Origin of the sequence: Thermodesulfatator indicus DSM 15286 (genome assembly GCF_000217795.1) — a bacterium.
GTDB classification, from domain to species: domain Bacteria; phylum Desulfobacterota; class Thermodesulfobacteria; order Thermodesulfobacteriales; family Thermodesulfatatoraceae; genus Thermodesulfatator; species Thermodesulfatator indicus.
On record NC_015681.1, the window covers coordinates 2,176,137 to 2,192,411 of the forward strand.

The 16,275-nt window shown below is 45.4% G+C and carries 13 protein-coding genes; 5 read left to right on the top strand and 8 right to left on the bottom strand.

Going from position 1 to position 16,275, the window contains the following annotated elements; all coding sequences use genetic code 11:
- Nucleotides 1–390 precede the first annotated feature (390 nt).
- A complete protein-coding gene (clpB, locus tag THEIN_RS10720; RefSeq protein ID WP_013908687.1) occupies nucleotides 391–3,009 on the top strand; it encodes an ATP-dependent chaperone ClpB in 2,619 nt (872 codons plus the stop codon).
- A 51-nt stretch (nucleotides 3,010–3,060) separates the two neighbouring features.
- Here clpB and bioD read toward each other — a convergent pair whose 3' ends face one another.
- The 5 genes from bioD to trpS are packed head-to-tail and all read right to left on the bottom strand — an operon-like array spanning nucleotide 3,061 to nucleotide 7,757.
- On the bottom strand, nucleotides 3,061–3,762 hold the full coding sequence (gene bioD, locus THEIN_RS10725; protein WP_013908688.1) for a dethiobiotin synthase: 702 nt from the start codon (nucleotides 3,760–3,762) through the stop codon (nucleotides 3,061–3,063).
- The gene (locus tag THEIN_RS10730) at nucleotides 3,759–4,496 is read right to left on the bottom strand and encodes a methyltransferase domain-containing protein (protein ID WP_013908689.1); all 738 of its coding nucleotides are present in this window, start codon (nucleotides 4,494–4,496) and stop codon (nucleotides 3,759–3,761) included. The genes bioD and THEIN_RS10730 overlap by 4 nt, the downstream gene beginning before the upstream one ends.
- 6 nt (nucleotides 4,497–4,502) lie before the next feature.
- A complete protein-coding gene (locus THEIN_RS10735; RefSeq protein ID WP_013908690.1) occupies nucleotides 4,503–5,147 on the bottom strand; it encodes a DUF452 family protein in 645 nt (214 codons plus the stop codon).
- Nucleotides 5,148–5,156: 9 nt separating this feature from the next.
- On the bottom strand, nucleotides 5,157–6,740 hold the full coding sequence (locus tag THEIN_RS10740) for a bifunctional aminoglycoside phosphotransferase/ATP-binding protein (RefSeq protein WP_013908691.1): 1,584 nt from the start codon (nucleotides 6,738–6,740) through the stop codon (nucleotides 5,157–5,159).
- Between the two features lie 15 nt (nucleotides 6,741–6,755).
- A complete protein-coding gene (gene trpS / locus THEIN_RS10745) occupies nucleotides 6,756–7,757 on the bottom strand; it encodes a tryptophan--tRNA ligase (RefSeq protein ID WP_013908692.1) in 1,002 nt (333 codons plus the stop codon).
- Nucleotides 7,758–8,263: 506 nt separating this feature from the next.
- Here trpS and THEIN_RS10750 point away from each other — a divergent pair.
- The 4 genes from THEIN_RS10750 to THEIN_RS10765 all read left to right on the top strand — a co-directional run bounded on the left by THEIN_RS10750 (nucleotide 8,264) and on the right by THEIN_RS10765 (nucleotide 11,440).
- Complete coding sequence (locus tag THEIN_RS10750; RefSeq protein ID WP_013908693.1) at nucleotides 8,264–8,965, top strand: HAD family hydrolase; 702 nt, start codon at nucleotides 8,264–8,266, stop codon at nucleotides 8,963–8,965.
- Nucleotides 8,966–9,045: 80 nt separating this feature from the next.
- Nucleotides 9,046–9,453, top strand: a complete 408-nt coding sequence (locus tag THEIN_RS10755; RefSeq protein WP_013908694.1) for a 4Fe-4S binding protein — start codon at nucleotides 9,046–9,048, stop codon at nucleotides 9,451–9,453.
- Complete coding sequence (locus THEIN_RS10760; protein WP_013908695.1) at nucleotides 9,453–11,219, top strand: aldehyde ferredoxin oxidoreductase C-terminal domain-containing protein; 1,767 nt, start codon at nucleotides 9,453–9,455, stop codon at nucleotides 11,217–11,219. Before THEIN_RS10755 ends, THEIN_RS10760 begins: the two co-directional genes overlap by 1 nt.
- Nucleotides 11,216–11,440, top strand: a complete 225-nt coding sequence (locus tag THEIN_RS10765) for a DUF5395 family protein (RefSeq protein ID WP_013908696.1) — start codon at nucleotides 11,216–11,218, stop codon at nucleotides 11,438–11,440. Before THEIN_RS10760 ends, THEIN_RS10765 begins: the two co-directional genes overlap by 4 nt.
- Before the next feature lie 25 nt (nucleotides 11,441–11,465).
- Here the strand turns inward: THEIN_RS10765 and THEIN_RS10770 are convergent, their stop codons facing one another.
- From THEIN_RS10770 to THEIN_RS10780, 3 genes are all read right to left on the bottom strand, one after another.
- Nucleotides 11,466–13,274 carry an aldehyde ferredoxin oxidoreductase family protein gene (locus THEIN_RS10770; RefSeq protein WP_013908697.1) on the bottom strand — a complete coding sequence of 603 codons (1,809 nt, stop codon included), beginning with the start codon at nucleotides 13,272–13,274 and terminating at the stop codon, nucleotides 11,466–11,468.
- Between the two features lie 488 nt (nucleotides 13,275–13,762).
- Nucleotides 13,763–15,694: a selenocysteine-specific translation elongation factor gene (selB, locus tag THEIN_RS10775; protein WP_013908698.1), complete on the bottom strand. Its 1,932-nt coding sequence runs from the start codon at nucleotides 15,692–15,694 to the stop codon at nucleotides 13,763–13,765.
- Nucleotides 15,695–15,703: 9 nt separating this feature from the next.
- Nucleotides 15,704–16,249, bottom strand: a complete 546-nt coding sequence (locus THEIN_RS10780) for an archaemetzincin (protein WP_013908699.1) — start codon at nucleotides 16,247–16,249, stop codon at nucleotides 15,704–15,706.
- Between the last annotated feature and the right edge of the window lie 26 nt (nucleotides 16,250–16,275).

Consider the following 16,275-nt stretch of genomic DNA (forward strand, 5'->3'; position numbering starts at 1 on the left):
ATTGCTTTGCCGCTGGCTTATTCTCCTTTATTACCGTAAATATTAATCCGAGCGTCTTTTACACGACAAAGTATCGCCGCTGACATAATCGCTAATGCAAAGTAACCTTCGCTGTCACTGCGAGGCCTCGTTAGAGGTCGAAGCAGTCTCAGGGATTGCTTCGCTTCGCTCGCAATGACTCAATTGTCGCCTATTTAGTGACCCCATTAATATCTTCACCTTTTGACACTACGAACCCTAAGTCTCTTGAACAGGGTCTCAGAACAACAAATTTTCCTGGAAAAATTTTCCTACTAGGAAAAATTTTCCTTTCCTTGACACAGGAAGGAGCCATCCTTACCTTCCCAAAACGAAAGGGATAAAAAATTTGAAAAAACAGGAGGTAATAATATGCGATTGGAAAAATTTACCTTTAAATCACAGGACGCCATTCAGGAGGCCCAGAGGCTTGCGGAAACCCGCGGCCATCAAAATATGGAAGTAGAGCATTTACTTAAAGCCCTGGTGGAACAGGAAGGCGGGCTGGTGCCCATGATTCTTGACCGCCTGGGCATAAACAATAAACTTATCGCCTCTGATGTTGACGAAGTGCTAGATAAAATTCCTTCCGTTTCGGGGACGGGATATCAGGTCTATCTCTCGCCTAACCTGAAACAGGTACTTGAGCGCGCTATGCGCATTGCCGCCGAGATGCGCGACGACTATGTTTCTACCGAGCATCTCCTTTTGGCCATCCTTGAAAGCAATACCCCCTCGGCTCAGATTCTTAAAAAGCGGGGTATTACCAAAGAAAACTTAATGGAAGTCATTAATCAGATTCGCAAAGGCCAGCGCGTAACTGACCAGAACCCCGAAGACAAATACCAGGCCCTTGAGAAATTCGGCCGCGATTTAACAGCTCTGGCCAAGGCCGGAAAGCTTGATCCGGTCATCGGTCGTGATGAAGAAATTCGTCGGGTAATCCAGATTCTCTCTCGCCGCACTAAAAACAACCCCGTGCTCGTAGGTGAGCCTGGTGTTGGTAAAACAGCCATTGTAGAAGGCCTGGCCCAGCGAATTGTCTCAGGTGATGTGCCTGAGCCCCTTAAAAACAAACGCATCATCCAGCTTGATGTGGGCGCTCTGTTAGCTGGCGCCAAATACCGTGGTGAGTTTGAAGAAAGGCTTAAGGCCGTCTTAAAAGAAGTCACCGAAAGCGAAGGGGAAATTATCCTTTTTATTGACGAAATTCACACTATCGTAGGCGCCGGAGCGGCTGAAGGGGCCATGGACGCCGCTAACATGTTAAAACCCGCTTTGGCTCGCGGTGAGCTTCACTGCATCGGTGCCACCACCATTGATGAGTACCGCAAATACATTGAAAAAGACCCGGCCCTTGAGCGGCGTTTTCAGCCGGTCTATGTAGAAGAACCTTCTGTAGAAGAGGCCATTGCTATTCTTCGCGGGCTTAAAGAGAAGTTTGAAGTGCACCACGGTGTGCGCATCACTGACAGCGCTATTGTAGCCGCTGTTCAGCTCTCTGCCCGCTATATCACTGATCGTTATCTCCCGGATAAGGCCATTGACCTGATTGACGAAGCAGCGGCTAAGCTTCGTATTGAAATTGAATCAATGCCTACAGAGATTGACGAGATTGAACGCAAGATCAAACAGCTTGAAATTGAACGCATGGCCCTTGAAAGAGAGACTGATCCCCGGGCAGTTGAGCGCCGTGAAAAGATTGAAAAGCAACTTGAGGAGCTTCGTAAGAAGCTCGAAGAAATGAAGGCCCAGTGGCAGAAGGAAAAAGAAATTATTCAGAAAATCAGGGCCATTAAAGAAAAAATAGACCAGCTCCGTATTGAAGCGCAGCAGGCTGAGCGCCAGGGTGACCTTAACAAAGTGGCCGAAATCATTTACGGCCGTATCCCTCAGCTTGAAAAAGAGCTTGAAGAGTGGAACAAGAAGCTTGAGGAGCTTCAAAAAGAGGGCAAAAGCTTCTTAAAAGAAGAGGTTACTGCGGAAGACATTGCCGAAGTAGTGGCCAAGTGGACCGGTATTCCCGTTACGAGACTCCTTGAAAGCGAGCGCGAAAAGCTCCTCAAGATGGAAGAACGCCTGGCCCAGCGTGTGGTTGGTCAGGATCACGCCATTAAGGCCATTGCCAACGCGGTGCGCCGCGCCAGAGCCGGGCTCAAAGATCCGAACCGGCCTATTGGTTCTTTCATGTTCTTAGGGCCAACAGGTGTGGGTAAAACCGAGCTGGCCAAGGCCCTGGCTGAATTTATGTTTGATACCGAGGAGGCCCTTATCCGCTTTGATATGTCTGAATACATGGAAAAACATGCGGTCTCAAAGCTCATCGGTGCGCCTCCTGGTTATGTGGGATATGAAGAAGGCGGCCAGCTTACCGAAGCAGTGCGCAGAAGACCTTATTCGGTCATCCTTTTTGACGAAATAGAAAAAGCGCACCCTGATGTGTTTAATATATTGCTGCAGATTCTTGACGATGGCCGTTTGACTGATAGCAAAGGCCGCACGGTGAACTTCCAGAATACCATCATCATCATGACTTCTAACATCGGTTCTCACTATGTAATGGAGCTTGAGGACCGTAAAGACGCCGAACGGCTGGTAATGGATGCCGTGCGTTCTCACTTTAGGCCTGAATTTCTAAACCGTATTGATGAAATCATCATATTCAATAAGCTCACCAAAGAGCAACTCAAAAAGATTGTGGATATTCAGATTCGCTACTTGCAGCAGCGGCTTGAAGATAAACACATTACTATTGAGCTTACTGATAGAGCCAAGGAGTGGTTGGCTGAAGTGGGCTATGATCCGGTTTACGGCGCACGGCCGCTTAAGCGGGCTATTCAGCGTTATATAGAAGATCCGCTAGCCGTTAAGATACTCGAAGGGACTTTTCAGGAAGGCGATCACATCCTGGTTGATTACGATGAGACCAAAGGCGGCCTTGACTTCAGGAAGCATTTTCGTGAGGAAATACCAGAGGCCCAAGTAGCTTAAACCAACGAAGCCGGGCTTTCCGCCCGGCTTTTCTTATTTGATTTTTAGGCATTAAGAAAGTAGCTCTGGAAATTTGGGCTTAAAGATATCTTCAAGAAACTTTTTGGCAGAAAGGGCTAAATCTTCAGGAATTTCTCCTTCTACTTTGGGCATGAGAAGAACGTGTTCTATTTCGCCCAAGCGCTTTATGTCTTCAAGGCTTTCTCGCGAAATTACATCGTCGCCTGAAAAGTAGAGATTGTATATCAACCCAGCGATGAAAATTCCCTTTTGTTTTAAGGCCTGAATGGAAAGAAGAGTATGGTTTATGGTGCCAAGTCTCGCCGCAGAAACCAGAAAAACCGGGCACATAAGAAGTGAAATAAGATCTAATATGGTTTCTTTCCGGGTAATGGGAACATAAAGCCCCCCTGCCCCTTCCACTAACACCACGTCATAACGCCTATCAAGTTCTTCTGTACATTTTTTTATCTGCAATAAGTCAATTTCTTGGTTTTCAAGACGAGCAGCAAGCTCAGGGGCTGCTGGAAATTTGAACACGTAAGGTGAGGTAAGTTTCAAGAGTTCAGGCGAGTCAAGAGACATACCGGTAAGTTTACGATGTAAGGTCAAATCCTCAGGATAATCAGCTCCGGTCTGGATTGGCTTTTGCGTTATTACCTTTTTGCCAAGTAGCGAAAAACCTTTAGCTAAGACCGCCGTAGCCAGAGTTTTGCCGATGCCCGTGTCTGTTCCAGTAACAAAAAAAATCATAACGTTCTCTCCCAAATCATGATAATCGGTTCAAAAGTTAAAGGATAACCCTCTTCACCGGCAAGTTTTTTATATCTCCTTTCCCAGGAGCGGTAATCTTTGATAGACCAGCTAGACTTTAAGTAGCCAAGGGCTCCTGTTTTTTTTACATGAGCCAAGGCCTCTTTAGGCGAAGCAAAAAACAAAGTTTCCTGCCATTCTTTCTGCAACAAAGGCTTTAGAAAGGGGGGTTTAATAGATTGCCATTCTTGGGCACTAAGTATACCGGGTGGCCTTTTTTCCAGAAAAAATTCTTTCATAGTGGTTGGGCCAAAGGTGCTAAAAGCTAATATCCCTTGAGGTTTAAGGGTTTTAGCTAGTTGAAAAAGAGTCTCTTTTGGCCTGGTAAACCACTGAAAAGTAGCGTTTGAAACGATGAGGTCAAAGCTTCCTGTTTTAAACGGCAAACTCTCTGCATCGGCCCTAAGAACATATAAACAATCCTTGAAGCCATGATTGGCCTCTACCAGGTCAAAGGCAACCATAAAAAAGGGCTGATACCTTTCCAGAAAAAAGCGAGTTAAAAGACCGGTTCCTATACCCACTTCCAGGACGCTTTCAAAATGTTTTTTTATTGAACCGAGCAACGAAACAAGCTCTTTGGCCATACGGGCCTGAACACGGGCCTCCTGGTCATAAGTGGAAAGAGCCTTTTTGAAACGGCTGGCTAGAAGTTTTTTATCAAAAACCACCATGGTCAATCAGGGACAGCAAAAGGAAGACAAAGTTTTTTCCTGGTAAAAAGGAAAATGCCCCCAGGGCTTCTGGCAAAAAGAAAGGCCCATTTGGCTCCAATAGTTTTTCTGGCTCCTGGGAGGGATAATGCGGTCTTTTTCCGTTATGATCACCTGCGCGTTTTTAGTCTTTTCTGAAAAATTTTTATCACTCAAAACCTCAAGTTCTTCTATTAATTCGTTTAGCAGGCGTTGAGGCTTATTTTTCAGGAAAAACTTAAAATCCTCCTCCCGTAAAAACATATTTTTATAAAAAGAATATAGAGCCTTTTCGCCATCTTTTTTGAGGGCTGATAAAGTGGCATCATAAATTTTGGGGGGAATACCCCATCTACGGTGTCGCAAAGCCCCTGTTCCTCCAAGAAAAATAGTCTTTCCGAAGACGGCTTCCTGTTTTGAAAGAGCGCAAAGCACTCCCGCAGACCAGGCCAAAACAGTGGTCTCAGAATGCTCAGGAAGTGCGGGTAGTTTTTCCTCCCGATAGTCGTAAATAAAGGCTACGTCGTATGTCTCATTTTCAAGCAATGGCAAAAATGGAGTTTCATCAAAGCCCCAACCTAAAAAGAAGAGTAAAAGCCCCTCCCCTTGCCTTTTATAAACCTTGAGCTTCATAAAAGCGCACTAGGCTTCAACCCTGGCCGATTTCATGCGGCCAATTACCCGTTCCACTAATTTTTCAACCGGCTGAGTGGTTTCCAGGAGCAAAATTTTATCTTCGGGAATCTCAATAGGAGGTTCAAAAACTTCTTTTTGCTTTACATAGATTTCCCAGCGGCCATCAGAAGGCTCGCCGCCTTTCTTAGCTCGCTCTTCAAAACGGGCCTTTATCACCTCATCAGGAGCCATACACTGGACAAAAAGTATATTCACTTTAAGGTCTTTTACGGCGTCAAAAACGAGTTTCCTTAAATTTTTGGCCCGAAAAGTGGCGTCAAGGATTACATCACGGCCACGGCGGATATCCTGAGCGGCATAGCGAGCCATGGCTTCATAAGTCTTTTGGGTGAATTCTTCGCTGTAAATCCCCTTTCCAAAGGGCTCGTAGTGGTGCTCTTCAGGTTTTATCCCCAGAAGTTTTTTGCGCACAATGTCTGAATTGTAGTAATTAGCTAGAAGCGTTTCTTTAAGGGCACGGGCCAGAGTGCTTTTGCCTGTCCCCGAAAGGCCAAAAATAACGATAAGCCACGGCACCCCTTCAGCGTAAAGATAAGCCAGGTCAAAATAACGCCTGGCGCCCTCTAAGGCCTCTTCACGCACTTTTTCAGGCACTTCAGGAGAGGCCCAGGTAAAACAGCCGATTTTGCCCCGCACGTAAGCCCGATAACACTTATAAAAGTCAAGTAATTTAAGGAGCCCCTTTTCTCCTGAAAGTGAAACATATTCGTCAATAAAGTAACGGGAAAAATCTTCAAGCTCGTGGAAATCAAGGTCCATGGCCAGAAAGGCCAGGTCCTGGGCTACGTCACCACAACGAAAGCGGTCGTTAAACTCTATGCAGTCAAAGATATAGACGTCGCCTTTAGGTTCATCAAAACAGATGTTGGCCGAATACAAGTCTCCGTGGCCATCTCGAATAAAGCCCTGAACAATGCGTTCTTCAAAAAGCCCGGTTTTCTCTTTCATGAAGCGGCGAGACCAGGAAACTATGTGCTGGTAGCGGTAAGAGGCAAGGGCCTTGCCCACAAATTCTTTGGTCTGGCTAAAGTTTTCTTCAACGTTAAAAGAAATGGCCTCCATAGAGCCGTATTTGTTCACTTCTGGCCCGGTCTCGGCCTGCTGGTAGAAAGGTACAAGCTTTTTGACAATTAAATCCAGGTGGTCTTTACGCAAACGGCCCTCTGCTATAAGACGGCCCATCATGCCCTCTTCGGGCATGCGCTTCATCTTAACCGCCCACTCTACGGGCTCACCTTCCTTCTCAAAATAGGCGGTTTCTCCCTCTTCTATTACCGGCACTACTCCCAGGTAGATATCCGGGCAGAGGCGACGGTTTAAGGTTACTTCGCGCTCACAGTAAAACTTACGTTTTTCAAGGGTGGTAAAATCAAGGAAACCGAAATCAACAGGCTTTTTGATCTTGTAAACCAGATCTCCCGCAAGAAAAACGTAGGAAATATGGGTCTGGATAAGTTCTACTTTTTCAGGCCGGTGAGGATAGGCCTGAGAATTGAGCAACTTTTTTATTAAAGGCGGCAGTTCTTTCATAAAAGACTCCTTAGCTTAAAACCACCTAGTGCCAAATAAGGCCTCCTTGGCGGTATCAAGGGTCTCACGCGCCACTTGGCGGGCTTTTTCATTTCCCGAGGCCATTATTTCCTCAAAAAGAGAGGGCTTCTCTTTAAGCTTACGGCGCCTTTCCCAGAGAGGACGCAAGGCCTCTACGATTTTATCAGCCAGTTTTTTCTTGCATTCCACACAGCCCAGGCGCGCCTCTTTACAGCCAGCAATAATCTCCTCTTGTTCCTCGGCGGGAAAGTAAAGTTTTATCAATTGAAAGGCTACGCAGCGGTTTTCTGGGTCTCCCGGGTCACTTTTGCGCGGACGGTTAACGTCTGTCACCATGGTGCTTATTTTCTGACGCACGGTCTTTTCGTCATCTGAAAGGAAAATGGCATTCCCATAGCTTTTGCTCATCTTGCGGCCGTCAAGCCCTGGCACTTTAGGCACATCTGAAAGCAAGGGCTCAGGAAGGGGGAAAACTTCGGTTTCATAAAGGAAATTAAAACGGCGCGCTATCTCACGGGTTAGTTCGAGATGAGGCAATTGATCCACTCCCACCGGCACTTTATGGGCCTTGTATATCAGAATGTCTGCCGCCTGGAGCACCGGGTAGCCCAGAAACCCGTAGGTAGCCAGGTCTTTTTGCTTGAGCTCTTTTATCATGTCTTTGTAAGTGGGATTTCTTTCAAGCCAGGAAACCGGGGTAAACATAGCAAAAAGGAGATAGAGCTCAGCGTGTTCTTTGATGGCACTCTGGATAAATAAAGTCGAACGCGCCGGATCAAGACCAACGGCCAGCCATTCCAGTAATAACTCTCGGGAAAATTCAGGAATACGTTTGGGGTTTTCGTATTCGGTGGTAAGGGCGTGCCAATCCGCTACGAAGTAAAAACACTGGTATTCTTCCTGAAGCTTAAGCCAGTTACTCAATACACCGTGAAGATGGCCTAGATGAAGGGGACCAGTGGGCCTCATTCCGCTTAACACTCTCTTTTGGCTCACAAAAAACCTCCTTTTCATAAAGCTGTTTACTTCATTAAAACAGATTTTTCCTCTTGCCAAGAATTTCTCAAATTCTTCAAGGATTTAGTGAGACTTTTGCAAAATACTTTACTTGAGAGACTGCTTCGCCCTGTCGGGCTCGCAGTGACAAGAAGGAAGGGGCTCGCAGAGCCTAAATGGCAGATGTCCGATGGCCGATAGCGGATGGCTTATGCTAATGCTTTTGAGACTGCTTCGTCGGCACTTCGTGCCTCCTCGCAGTGACAAATATGGAAAAAACTCGCAGTGACAAAGTAAGTAAAGGCTCGCCGTGACACCGGGAACAAGTCATTGCGAGCGAAGCAATCTCTTGCGAGCGAAGCAATCTCTGTCGCGAGGCGAGAGTTTCCCTGTGGCTCACAAGGACTCATTTGTTGTTACTCAGGAAGTATTTTAGTCCCTCGCTCTTATAACCAGCTAGCAAGAAAACTATTGTCAACCAAAACCAGTTATCCTAATACTTAACCATGCCCAGCTGCAAAGCTATACTTTTCGATTTAGACGGTACGCTTTATTACCAGGCCCCTCTTAGGCGGCAAATGTTAAAAGAACTTTTGTTAAATCTCTTGCGACATCCTATCTCTGGTTATCAAGAACTCCGTATTGTTCAAATATTCCGCCAAGAACGGGAAAATCTACGCTATTACACGCCTGAAAAATTCTCTGCACCTCTTGAAGAACTCCAATATATTCTCCCGGCTCAAAAATTAAAAATACCTGAGGAAACGGTTAAAAAAGTAGTCCAGAAATGGATTTATGATAGACCTTTGAAATACCTAAAAGATTACAAAATCTCTGGGTTAGATGAATTTTTAGCTGCGTGTAAGGCTAGAAATATTAAAATAGGAGTGTTTTCAGATTATCCCGCAGAGAAAAAACTAAAGGCCATGAAAATTAATCACTTTATTGATTTAGCACTTTGCGCCACTGACCCAGAAATAAATGCCTTTAAACCATCTCCCAAGGGGCTAGAAGTAGCCATGAAAAAGCTCGGGCTTACCCCTAAAGAACTGCTATACATAGGGGATCACTCAGAAGTAGATGGTCTGTGTGCCCAAAAAGCAGGTGTTACTTTTATTTTGATTTCTCCCAAACCTAAGAAAAACATAAAAATCCCCCAAATCCAGAATTATAAAGATCTTGCTCATTTGGTCTTTGAAGAGAGATAAATAACAAAGTAATCCCTAATTTACTTTAGTTTTAAAAAATATTATTTTGTCTTTTGAATGTTTTAAGTGAGGAGACTTTTATGGCTACGGGGCGGTTAAAAGTCCTTGATCCAGATCGTTGTGTTGGGTGCCAGCTTTGTATGTTTGCCTGTCAGAGGAGGACAGGACAAGCCGGCCTTGCTAAGACGGCTATTCATATAAGATCCCGTGGCGGCCTTTCTCGTGGGCTCACGGTAATTGTCTGCCGGGCCTGTGAAGACCCTCCTTGCCTTTCGGTCTGTCCTACCGGGGCATTGATTAAACGGCGAGGCGGCGGGGTGGTGCTCGCCTCCAAAAAGTGCATTGGCTGTGGTTTCTGTCAAGAAGTTTGCCCACTAAAGGCTATTTTCTGGGACGAGGAAACCCAAAAGCCGGTTATCTGTATGCACTGTGGTTATTGTGCTGAGTATTGTCCTCATCGGGTTATTGTCCTTGAGGAGGCTGCCTGATGCTTAAAAATGATCCTCTAAAAAGAGTTCTTTACATAGATCTTTCTTCAAAAAAATTCTGGATTGAAGAAAGGGAAGACCTTTTTGCCCAAAATATCGGCGGCACCGGCGTAGCCAGCGCCCTTCTTGAGGAAGAATGCCCTAAAGACATTGACCCTCAAGACCCCAAAAATCCTATCATATTTGCGGTAGGACCTTCTACCAGTCTTTTTCCTATTGTCTCAAAAACTGTTTCCATGTTCCTTTCCCCCCATAATAGACTGCTTGGGGAAAGCCACGCTGGGGGTCGTAGTGCCGTAGCGTTAAGACTTGCCGGCTATGGAGCGGTGGTTATTCGCGGCCAGAGTAACTTGCCGGTTTATCTCGTAATTGACTCAAGCGGAGTCAAATTTCGTGATGCCCGCGGCCTCTGGGGGCTTTCAGTCTCAGATACAGGCCGTTTTATTCGTGAGCGAGAAAAGGGAAGCGGGCTTAGAAGTATTCTCCGTATTGGTCGTGCAGGAGAAACAGGAGTTACCTATTCCTGTGTAGTCACCGAAACTTATCGGCATTTTGGTAGGCTAGGGCTCGGAGCTCTCTTTGGTTACAAAAAACTCAAAGCTATCCTTATTGAGGGAGAAAGAAGAATTATTCCTGTAGCTGACAGTAAACTCTACCGAGAAACCTATGACGACATCCTTGCCCGCTTAAGAGAAAACCCTTCCCTCAAAAAATATTACGAACTAGGTACTGCCGTTAATATAATTCCTCTCAATAAACTTGGTGCCTTACCTACCAGAAACTTAAAATACACTCGTTTTGAAAAGGCAAAAGATATCTCGGGAGAAACTTTTGCCGAAAAATTTCTTGGCCGCAGACTGGCCTGTGCCCACTGCCCTATGGCCTGTATCCACATTGCCGCTTTAAGAATACCTTACAAAGATACGCCCTTCTTTTATAAAACTGTTTTTGTTTCGTATGACTACGAACCCATTTACGCCACAGGGAGCATGATAGGGGTTGGTTCTCCTGAGGGAGTTTTGCTGCTTCTTGATGAGATAGAAAACCATGGTTTAGATGTAATAAGCACTGGCGTGGTACTCGCCTGGGCCACCGAGGCCTTTGAAAAAAGCTTGATCACTGAAAAACACACCCTAGGGCTTAAACCGAGTTTTGGCGACGTTGAAACCTATCTTAAAATGCTTGCACACCTAGCCAACCAGAGTAATGAATTTTACGCTGCCCTGGCTCGCGGAGTAGACTACGCCTCTAAAAAATATGGTGGCGACGACTTTGCCCTAGCTTTCGGTGGCAACGAAATGTCAGGCTACCATACGGGTTATGGCATACACGTAACCCATCTCACCGGCTCAAGGCACAGCCACCTTGACTCTGCCGGTTACAGCTACGACCAAAAAACTAAATCCGAAGAGCTTGATATCCATAAGCTCGTAGAAAAGCTCTTTCAGGAAGAAGCCTATCGCCAGATTCTTTCTTCAGCGGTATGTTGTTTCTTTGGTCGCAGTGTATTTGATTTTGAAACCTTAGCCAAAATGTTTTCTCTTTCTGGCTTTAACTACACCGCTGACGACCTTAAAAAACTCGGCCAGGAAATCCTCGCGAGAAAATATCGTTTCAAAAAAGCCAGGAACTTTGCACCGAGCAAGTTAAGGATTCCTAAAAGGATTTTTGAAACCGTTTCGCCACACGGAGAACTTGATGAAAATACTCTAAAGACAGCTGTAAAACTTTATGAAGAATTACTTGAAAAGGGAGGTGGGGTATGAAAATAACACTTTATTACGAAACCGAATGGATAGCCAAAGGTAAAGGGGTTTACGTGACGGCCTCTTCTTTACTGGAACTAAAAGACAAAATAAGAACCTATCTCCTGGCCAAACAAGAGTTGGAAGTGAAAAAAGTAACCCTGGTGTTTGATAGGGCTCGCATTCCTCACTGGATTGTAAGCCATCTTTCGGTAGAAACCACAGAACTTGAACTAGTTTAAAAAGGGGGCGTTAAGCCCCCTTATCTTAAGCCAAGCCCAGTTCTTTTAATTTCTCTTCGGTGGGAATACCTTCTTTCGTCCAGCCACGGATTTCGTAATACTCAGGAAGCATTTCTGGAAGACGATGCACCTTGCCCTTGTTTGGCCCTTCGGGCATAGGTTCTTCTAAAAGGCGTTTTGGTAAAGTATCTTCTTTGGGATCAAGGCCTGCTTTTAAATTGAAGACGCGTTCCAGATTCCAGATGCGCTCACCACACTGCATCATTTCTTCTAAGGTGTAGTCAAAACCTGTAGCCGCGGCCAGAAGGTCTCGGTAATCTTCAGCTCCCAAGGCAAAAGAAGTAAAGAGACAAAGCCCCATGGAATCAATCACCGCGGTTAAATCCTGAAAGATTTTTACCCACTGGGCCTTACCCTCAGTTGCCTGAGGATCAAGCTTTTCCGGGCTACCAAGCACTTCTGGAGCAATGAGGTATGCTCTTACGTGGCAACCTCCACGGTTTGAGGTAGCGTAAGCCAGACCATGGCCCTGCACCCCGCGGGGATCATAAGCGGGTAGCTCCTGCCCTTTAACGGACATGGAAAGCTCTGGAGCTCCATAATGTTCAGCCAGACGCTTAGAACCTTCGGCTAGCTTGTCTCCTAAGCCTTTGCGGTAAGCTAATGCGTGGGTGTAGTAAACAATAGCTTCAGAGCTACCAAATACCGGTTTGGGGCCGGCTGCCAGATCTTCTTTAGGAATATGGCCTTTTTCGAAAAGTTCCATGGCACAGGCAATAGTAGCCCCACAGGATATGGGATCTAAGCCCAGGGTATTACACAAGAAATTGGCCTCAGTAATAGCGATTAAGTCCTTTACACCGCAATCCGCGCCAAAGGCCCAGCCTGTTTCGTACTCAGGGCCTTCACCTTTATTTTTGTTGGGAAGTTCCGTTACCCGGCCACATTTAATCGGGCAGGCATAGCAACCCTTGTTCTTTTTAAGGTAGCCCTTTTCCACCAGGGCTTCACCACAAACTTCGTCGGTTCCTTCAAAGACACCGGTCTGGAAATTTCGTGTTGGATAAAGACCACTTTCGTTGATGATATTATCAAGCACTTTGGTGCCAAGCTTGGGCAACGCTTCACCGGTGACAGGGTTGGTTCTAATTATGTCAAGTTTTTCCCGGAGAAAATTTTTGAAAATTTCGGCTTCGGCGGGTTCCACCCTTTTGGTGCCACGCACTACAATAGCTTTGAGCTTCTTATAACCCATGACCGCCCCTACTCCTGACCGGCCAGCAGCCCGATGTTTGTCGTTCATAATACAGGCAAAACGGACCAGATTTTCTCCAGCCGGGCCAATGCAAGAAACCTTGGCTTTGGTATCACCAAATTCTTCTTGCAGGCGATCGGTGGTTTCATGGGTATCAAGCCCCCAAAGGTGCTCAGCGGATTTAAGTTCTACCTCATCGTCTTTTATGCTGAGATAAACAGGCTTTTCAGCCACTCCTTCAAAGATAATCATGTCGTAGCCAGCGGCTTTAAGCTCAGCGCCAAAAGTTCCACCGGAGTTGGAACAAGCGATAAGCCCCGTAAGGGGAGACTTACAAATCACCATGTAACGGCCACCCGTAGGAGCGGGTGTGCCGGTAAGTGGACCAGTAGCAAAGATGAGCGGGTTTTCAGCAGAAAAGGGCTCAGCCTTGGGATCCATCAGCTTAGAGAGATAATAGCTACCTACACCCCTTCCTCCAATAAATTTGCGTAAAATTTCTTCAGAAAGGTTTTCTTTTCTTATTTCTCCGTTAGATAAGTTAACCCATAAAATACAATTGGTATAAGGTCCAGCCATGAGTGCCTCCTTAATTAATTCTTATTCTCACTACAAGAAAAACAGAAAAACTACTTTAAATCAACTATAAAGTTAGAAGTCATCTAAAGTGAATAAAGGTAATTTAAAGTTATTTTATTAAAGATTTAAGAATTTAATATGTTTGTCTGAAAAATAATCAATTATATTCCTAAAGACTTTTGCAAAATTCAAATAATATAGATAGATCACCACGGTGCCATCGGCGCCTCGCGATAAGGATTGCTTCGCTTCGCTCGGAATGACTCTCTCAGGTGTCACTGCGACCTCCTCTCTTCTTGTCACTGCGAGCCCGTAGGGCGAAGCAGTCTCTCAAATAAAACTTTTTGCAAAAGGTCTATTCTAACTAAACTATTAAGAACAGTATACGAGTAGTGAAAAACGAAATGATATTTATTAGTTTGCTACCAGCTACCAGCCATTAGTCACCAGCCATTAGTCACCAGCCATCAGCCATCAACCATTAGCCATTATCCCTTACGCAGTACTCGTTTATCGCCCACACGAATGGTTACTTTTTGGTGGTCAAGGTATTCAAGAAGCGGAATGGTATATTTGCGGCTGGCACCACCCAGTAATTTTTTAAAGTCTCCCACGGCCATTTCCTGGTTTTCTTTGAGAAACGAAATAACTTTATTTTTTACATCTTCTACAACGTCAGCATGAAATACAAGTCCGTCGCGGAGTTTTACCAGTTTCCCCTCCTGGAGCAGCAAAGAGAATATCTCCTGGGCTACCGGAGCATTTTCTTTAAAACTTACGATAACTTCATCTTTATCTGGAGGAGTGACTCCGGCTTTAAGGAATATATCTTCAAGTTTCCGCTTTATGGCCTCTTGCTCTTCGGCAAGTACGATTTTGTGGCTTGAAAGTCTTATAAACTTTTCTTCCTGGACGACTTTTCCTTTGGCAATAAGCTCTTCAAGCATCTTTTCAAAGGCCCTAGCATCAAGGCCTGAAGGAAGCCGCTGCCTAAGTTCTTCTTTTGTTAATCCAGGCTTTAAAGGAAATTTCTCATGAAATTTCTTCAAGCGATTAAGAATTTCTTTTTTTATTTGATCATAGATCTCGCGAGCCATATAAAGCTTTTTGTTTTCAAAAGAAATCTCTTTAACCTGGCCTTTTTCTATTAGCCGCTCCATAATTTTTGCCAGATCATCACTAAAAAGAGAGACTCTTAGGGCAATTTCTTCTTCAGGGAGCCCCATTTCTTCGGCCTGGCGCAGATGATAGAGAATAACATCTTCTATAGAGGCCTCACGAAGTAGTTTTAACTCCTCAACCTGCCGTCTTTGAGAGCGCTTGCGACGGCCGGCCACCGGGTTAAGCACCACTCCGCCACCGATAGTCACCATAGGCGAATAGCTTCTTAGAACAAAATGATCCCCTCGCCAGCAGACCACCGGTTCTTCAAGGCGAAGCTGGGCGAAAGCCTCTTCGCCTGGTTCTATTTTATCTTTCCCAAAGATAAAGACTCGACCTAAAACTTCACTTGTGCCAATATGCAGGCGCACTCGGGTATTGTGTTTAAAAGGCCTTGGTGCACTTGATAAATAACGAATGGAAACATCAAGTATGAGACTTGGCCGTAAAGTACCAGGTTTTGCTACCACATCTCCTCGTTCAACTTCTTCTTTCTCTATACCTTGAAGATTCAAGGCTGTGCGTTGGCCGGCTAAGGCCTCGTCTCTGTCCTCACCGTGGACCTGAATACGCCTTATGCGGGAGACATGCTCACGAGGATAAATTATGACTTCGTCGCCTATTTTCAGTTTACCCGAAAGGGCCGTACCAGTAACTACCGTGCCAAAGCCCTTAATGGTAAAAACTCTATCCACTGGTAGCCTGAAAGGCCCTTTGGCCGGGCGAGCAGGTACTTTTTTAACTAACCCGTCAAGAAGGGAGATAAGCTCGTCAAGGCCTTCGCCAGTAGTAGCGGAGACCGCCACCATGGGAGCCCCTTCAAGAAAAGTGCCTTTAAGCGCCTCGGCAATGTCTTCTTTCACTAATTCAAGCCAATCTTCTTCTACCAGATCCTTTTTAGTAACTACCACCAGGCCAGCTTTTACTCCTAAAAGTTCACATATTTCCAGGTGTTCTCTGGTTTGGGGCATAACGCCCTCGTCAGCAGCTACCACCAGAGCCACTAAATCAATACCACTGGCTCCAGCCACCATGTTTTTTACAAAACGCTCGTGCCCTGGCACGTCGATGATGCCGAGACGAACGCCACTTGGCAGGGTCAGATGAGCAAAACCAAGTTCTATAGTTATGCCCCGTTCTTTTTCTTCTTTTAGGCGGTCAGTATCTATGCCTGTAAGAGCTTTTACTAAAGTGGTTTTTCCATGATCAATGTGGCCCGCTGTACCTAAAATTACGCGTTTTTCCAATTTTTCCGCCATGGTTCACCTCTATTGAAAAGTGCGTCCAAGAAGCATATTAAGTTTTCGCCAGCATTCCGGGCAAAATTTAGCTGGTTTTACATCTACTTCCATCACGCTGTTAGAATAATGCATAACGCAGGGAGCTTCACAGTGCTCAAGACCTATGGCATGGCCAAGTTCATGCAGAGCTTCTTTTTGAGCCCTTTCATAAAGCAAGCGGTCATTTGGCGGAAGATTGTAAAATTTGTTATCCAAGCGTTTATAAGAAAGCAAAGATGTGCCCTGTTTTAAAATAGAGATACCAAATACGAAGTTCAAATCCCAGGCGTAGAGGTCAACCTCACAGACGCCTAGCTTGAGGCGAGAACGGGTCTCTACGTTTTGTTGAAAAAAATTAACCAGGTCATCGGCCTTAAACTGGCCCCTTGCCGGATCAAAAAACTCTTGCGGAAGAGGGACAGGCTCTTCGAAAAAGACCTCAAGATTTAAATTTTCATAAATTCCTCCGGCAATGGCGTCAACTACGTCCTGGCGCACACTCCCTAAAGGGACTAAAGAAACCGCTTTGAACATTTCCTACCTCCTCTTAAAAACTCACT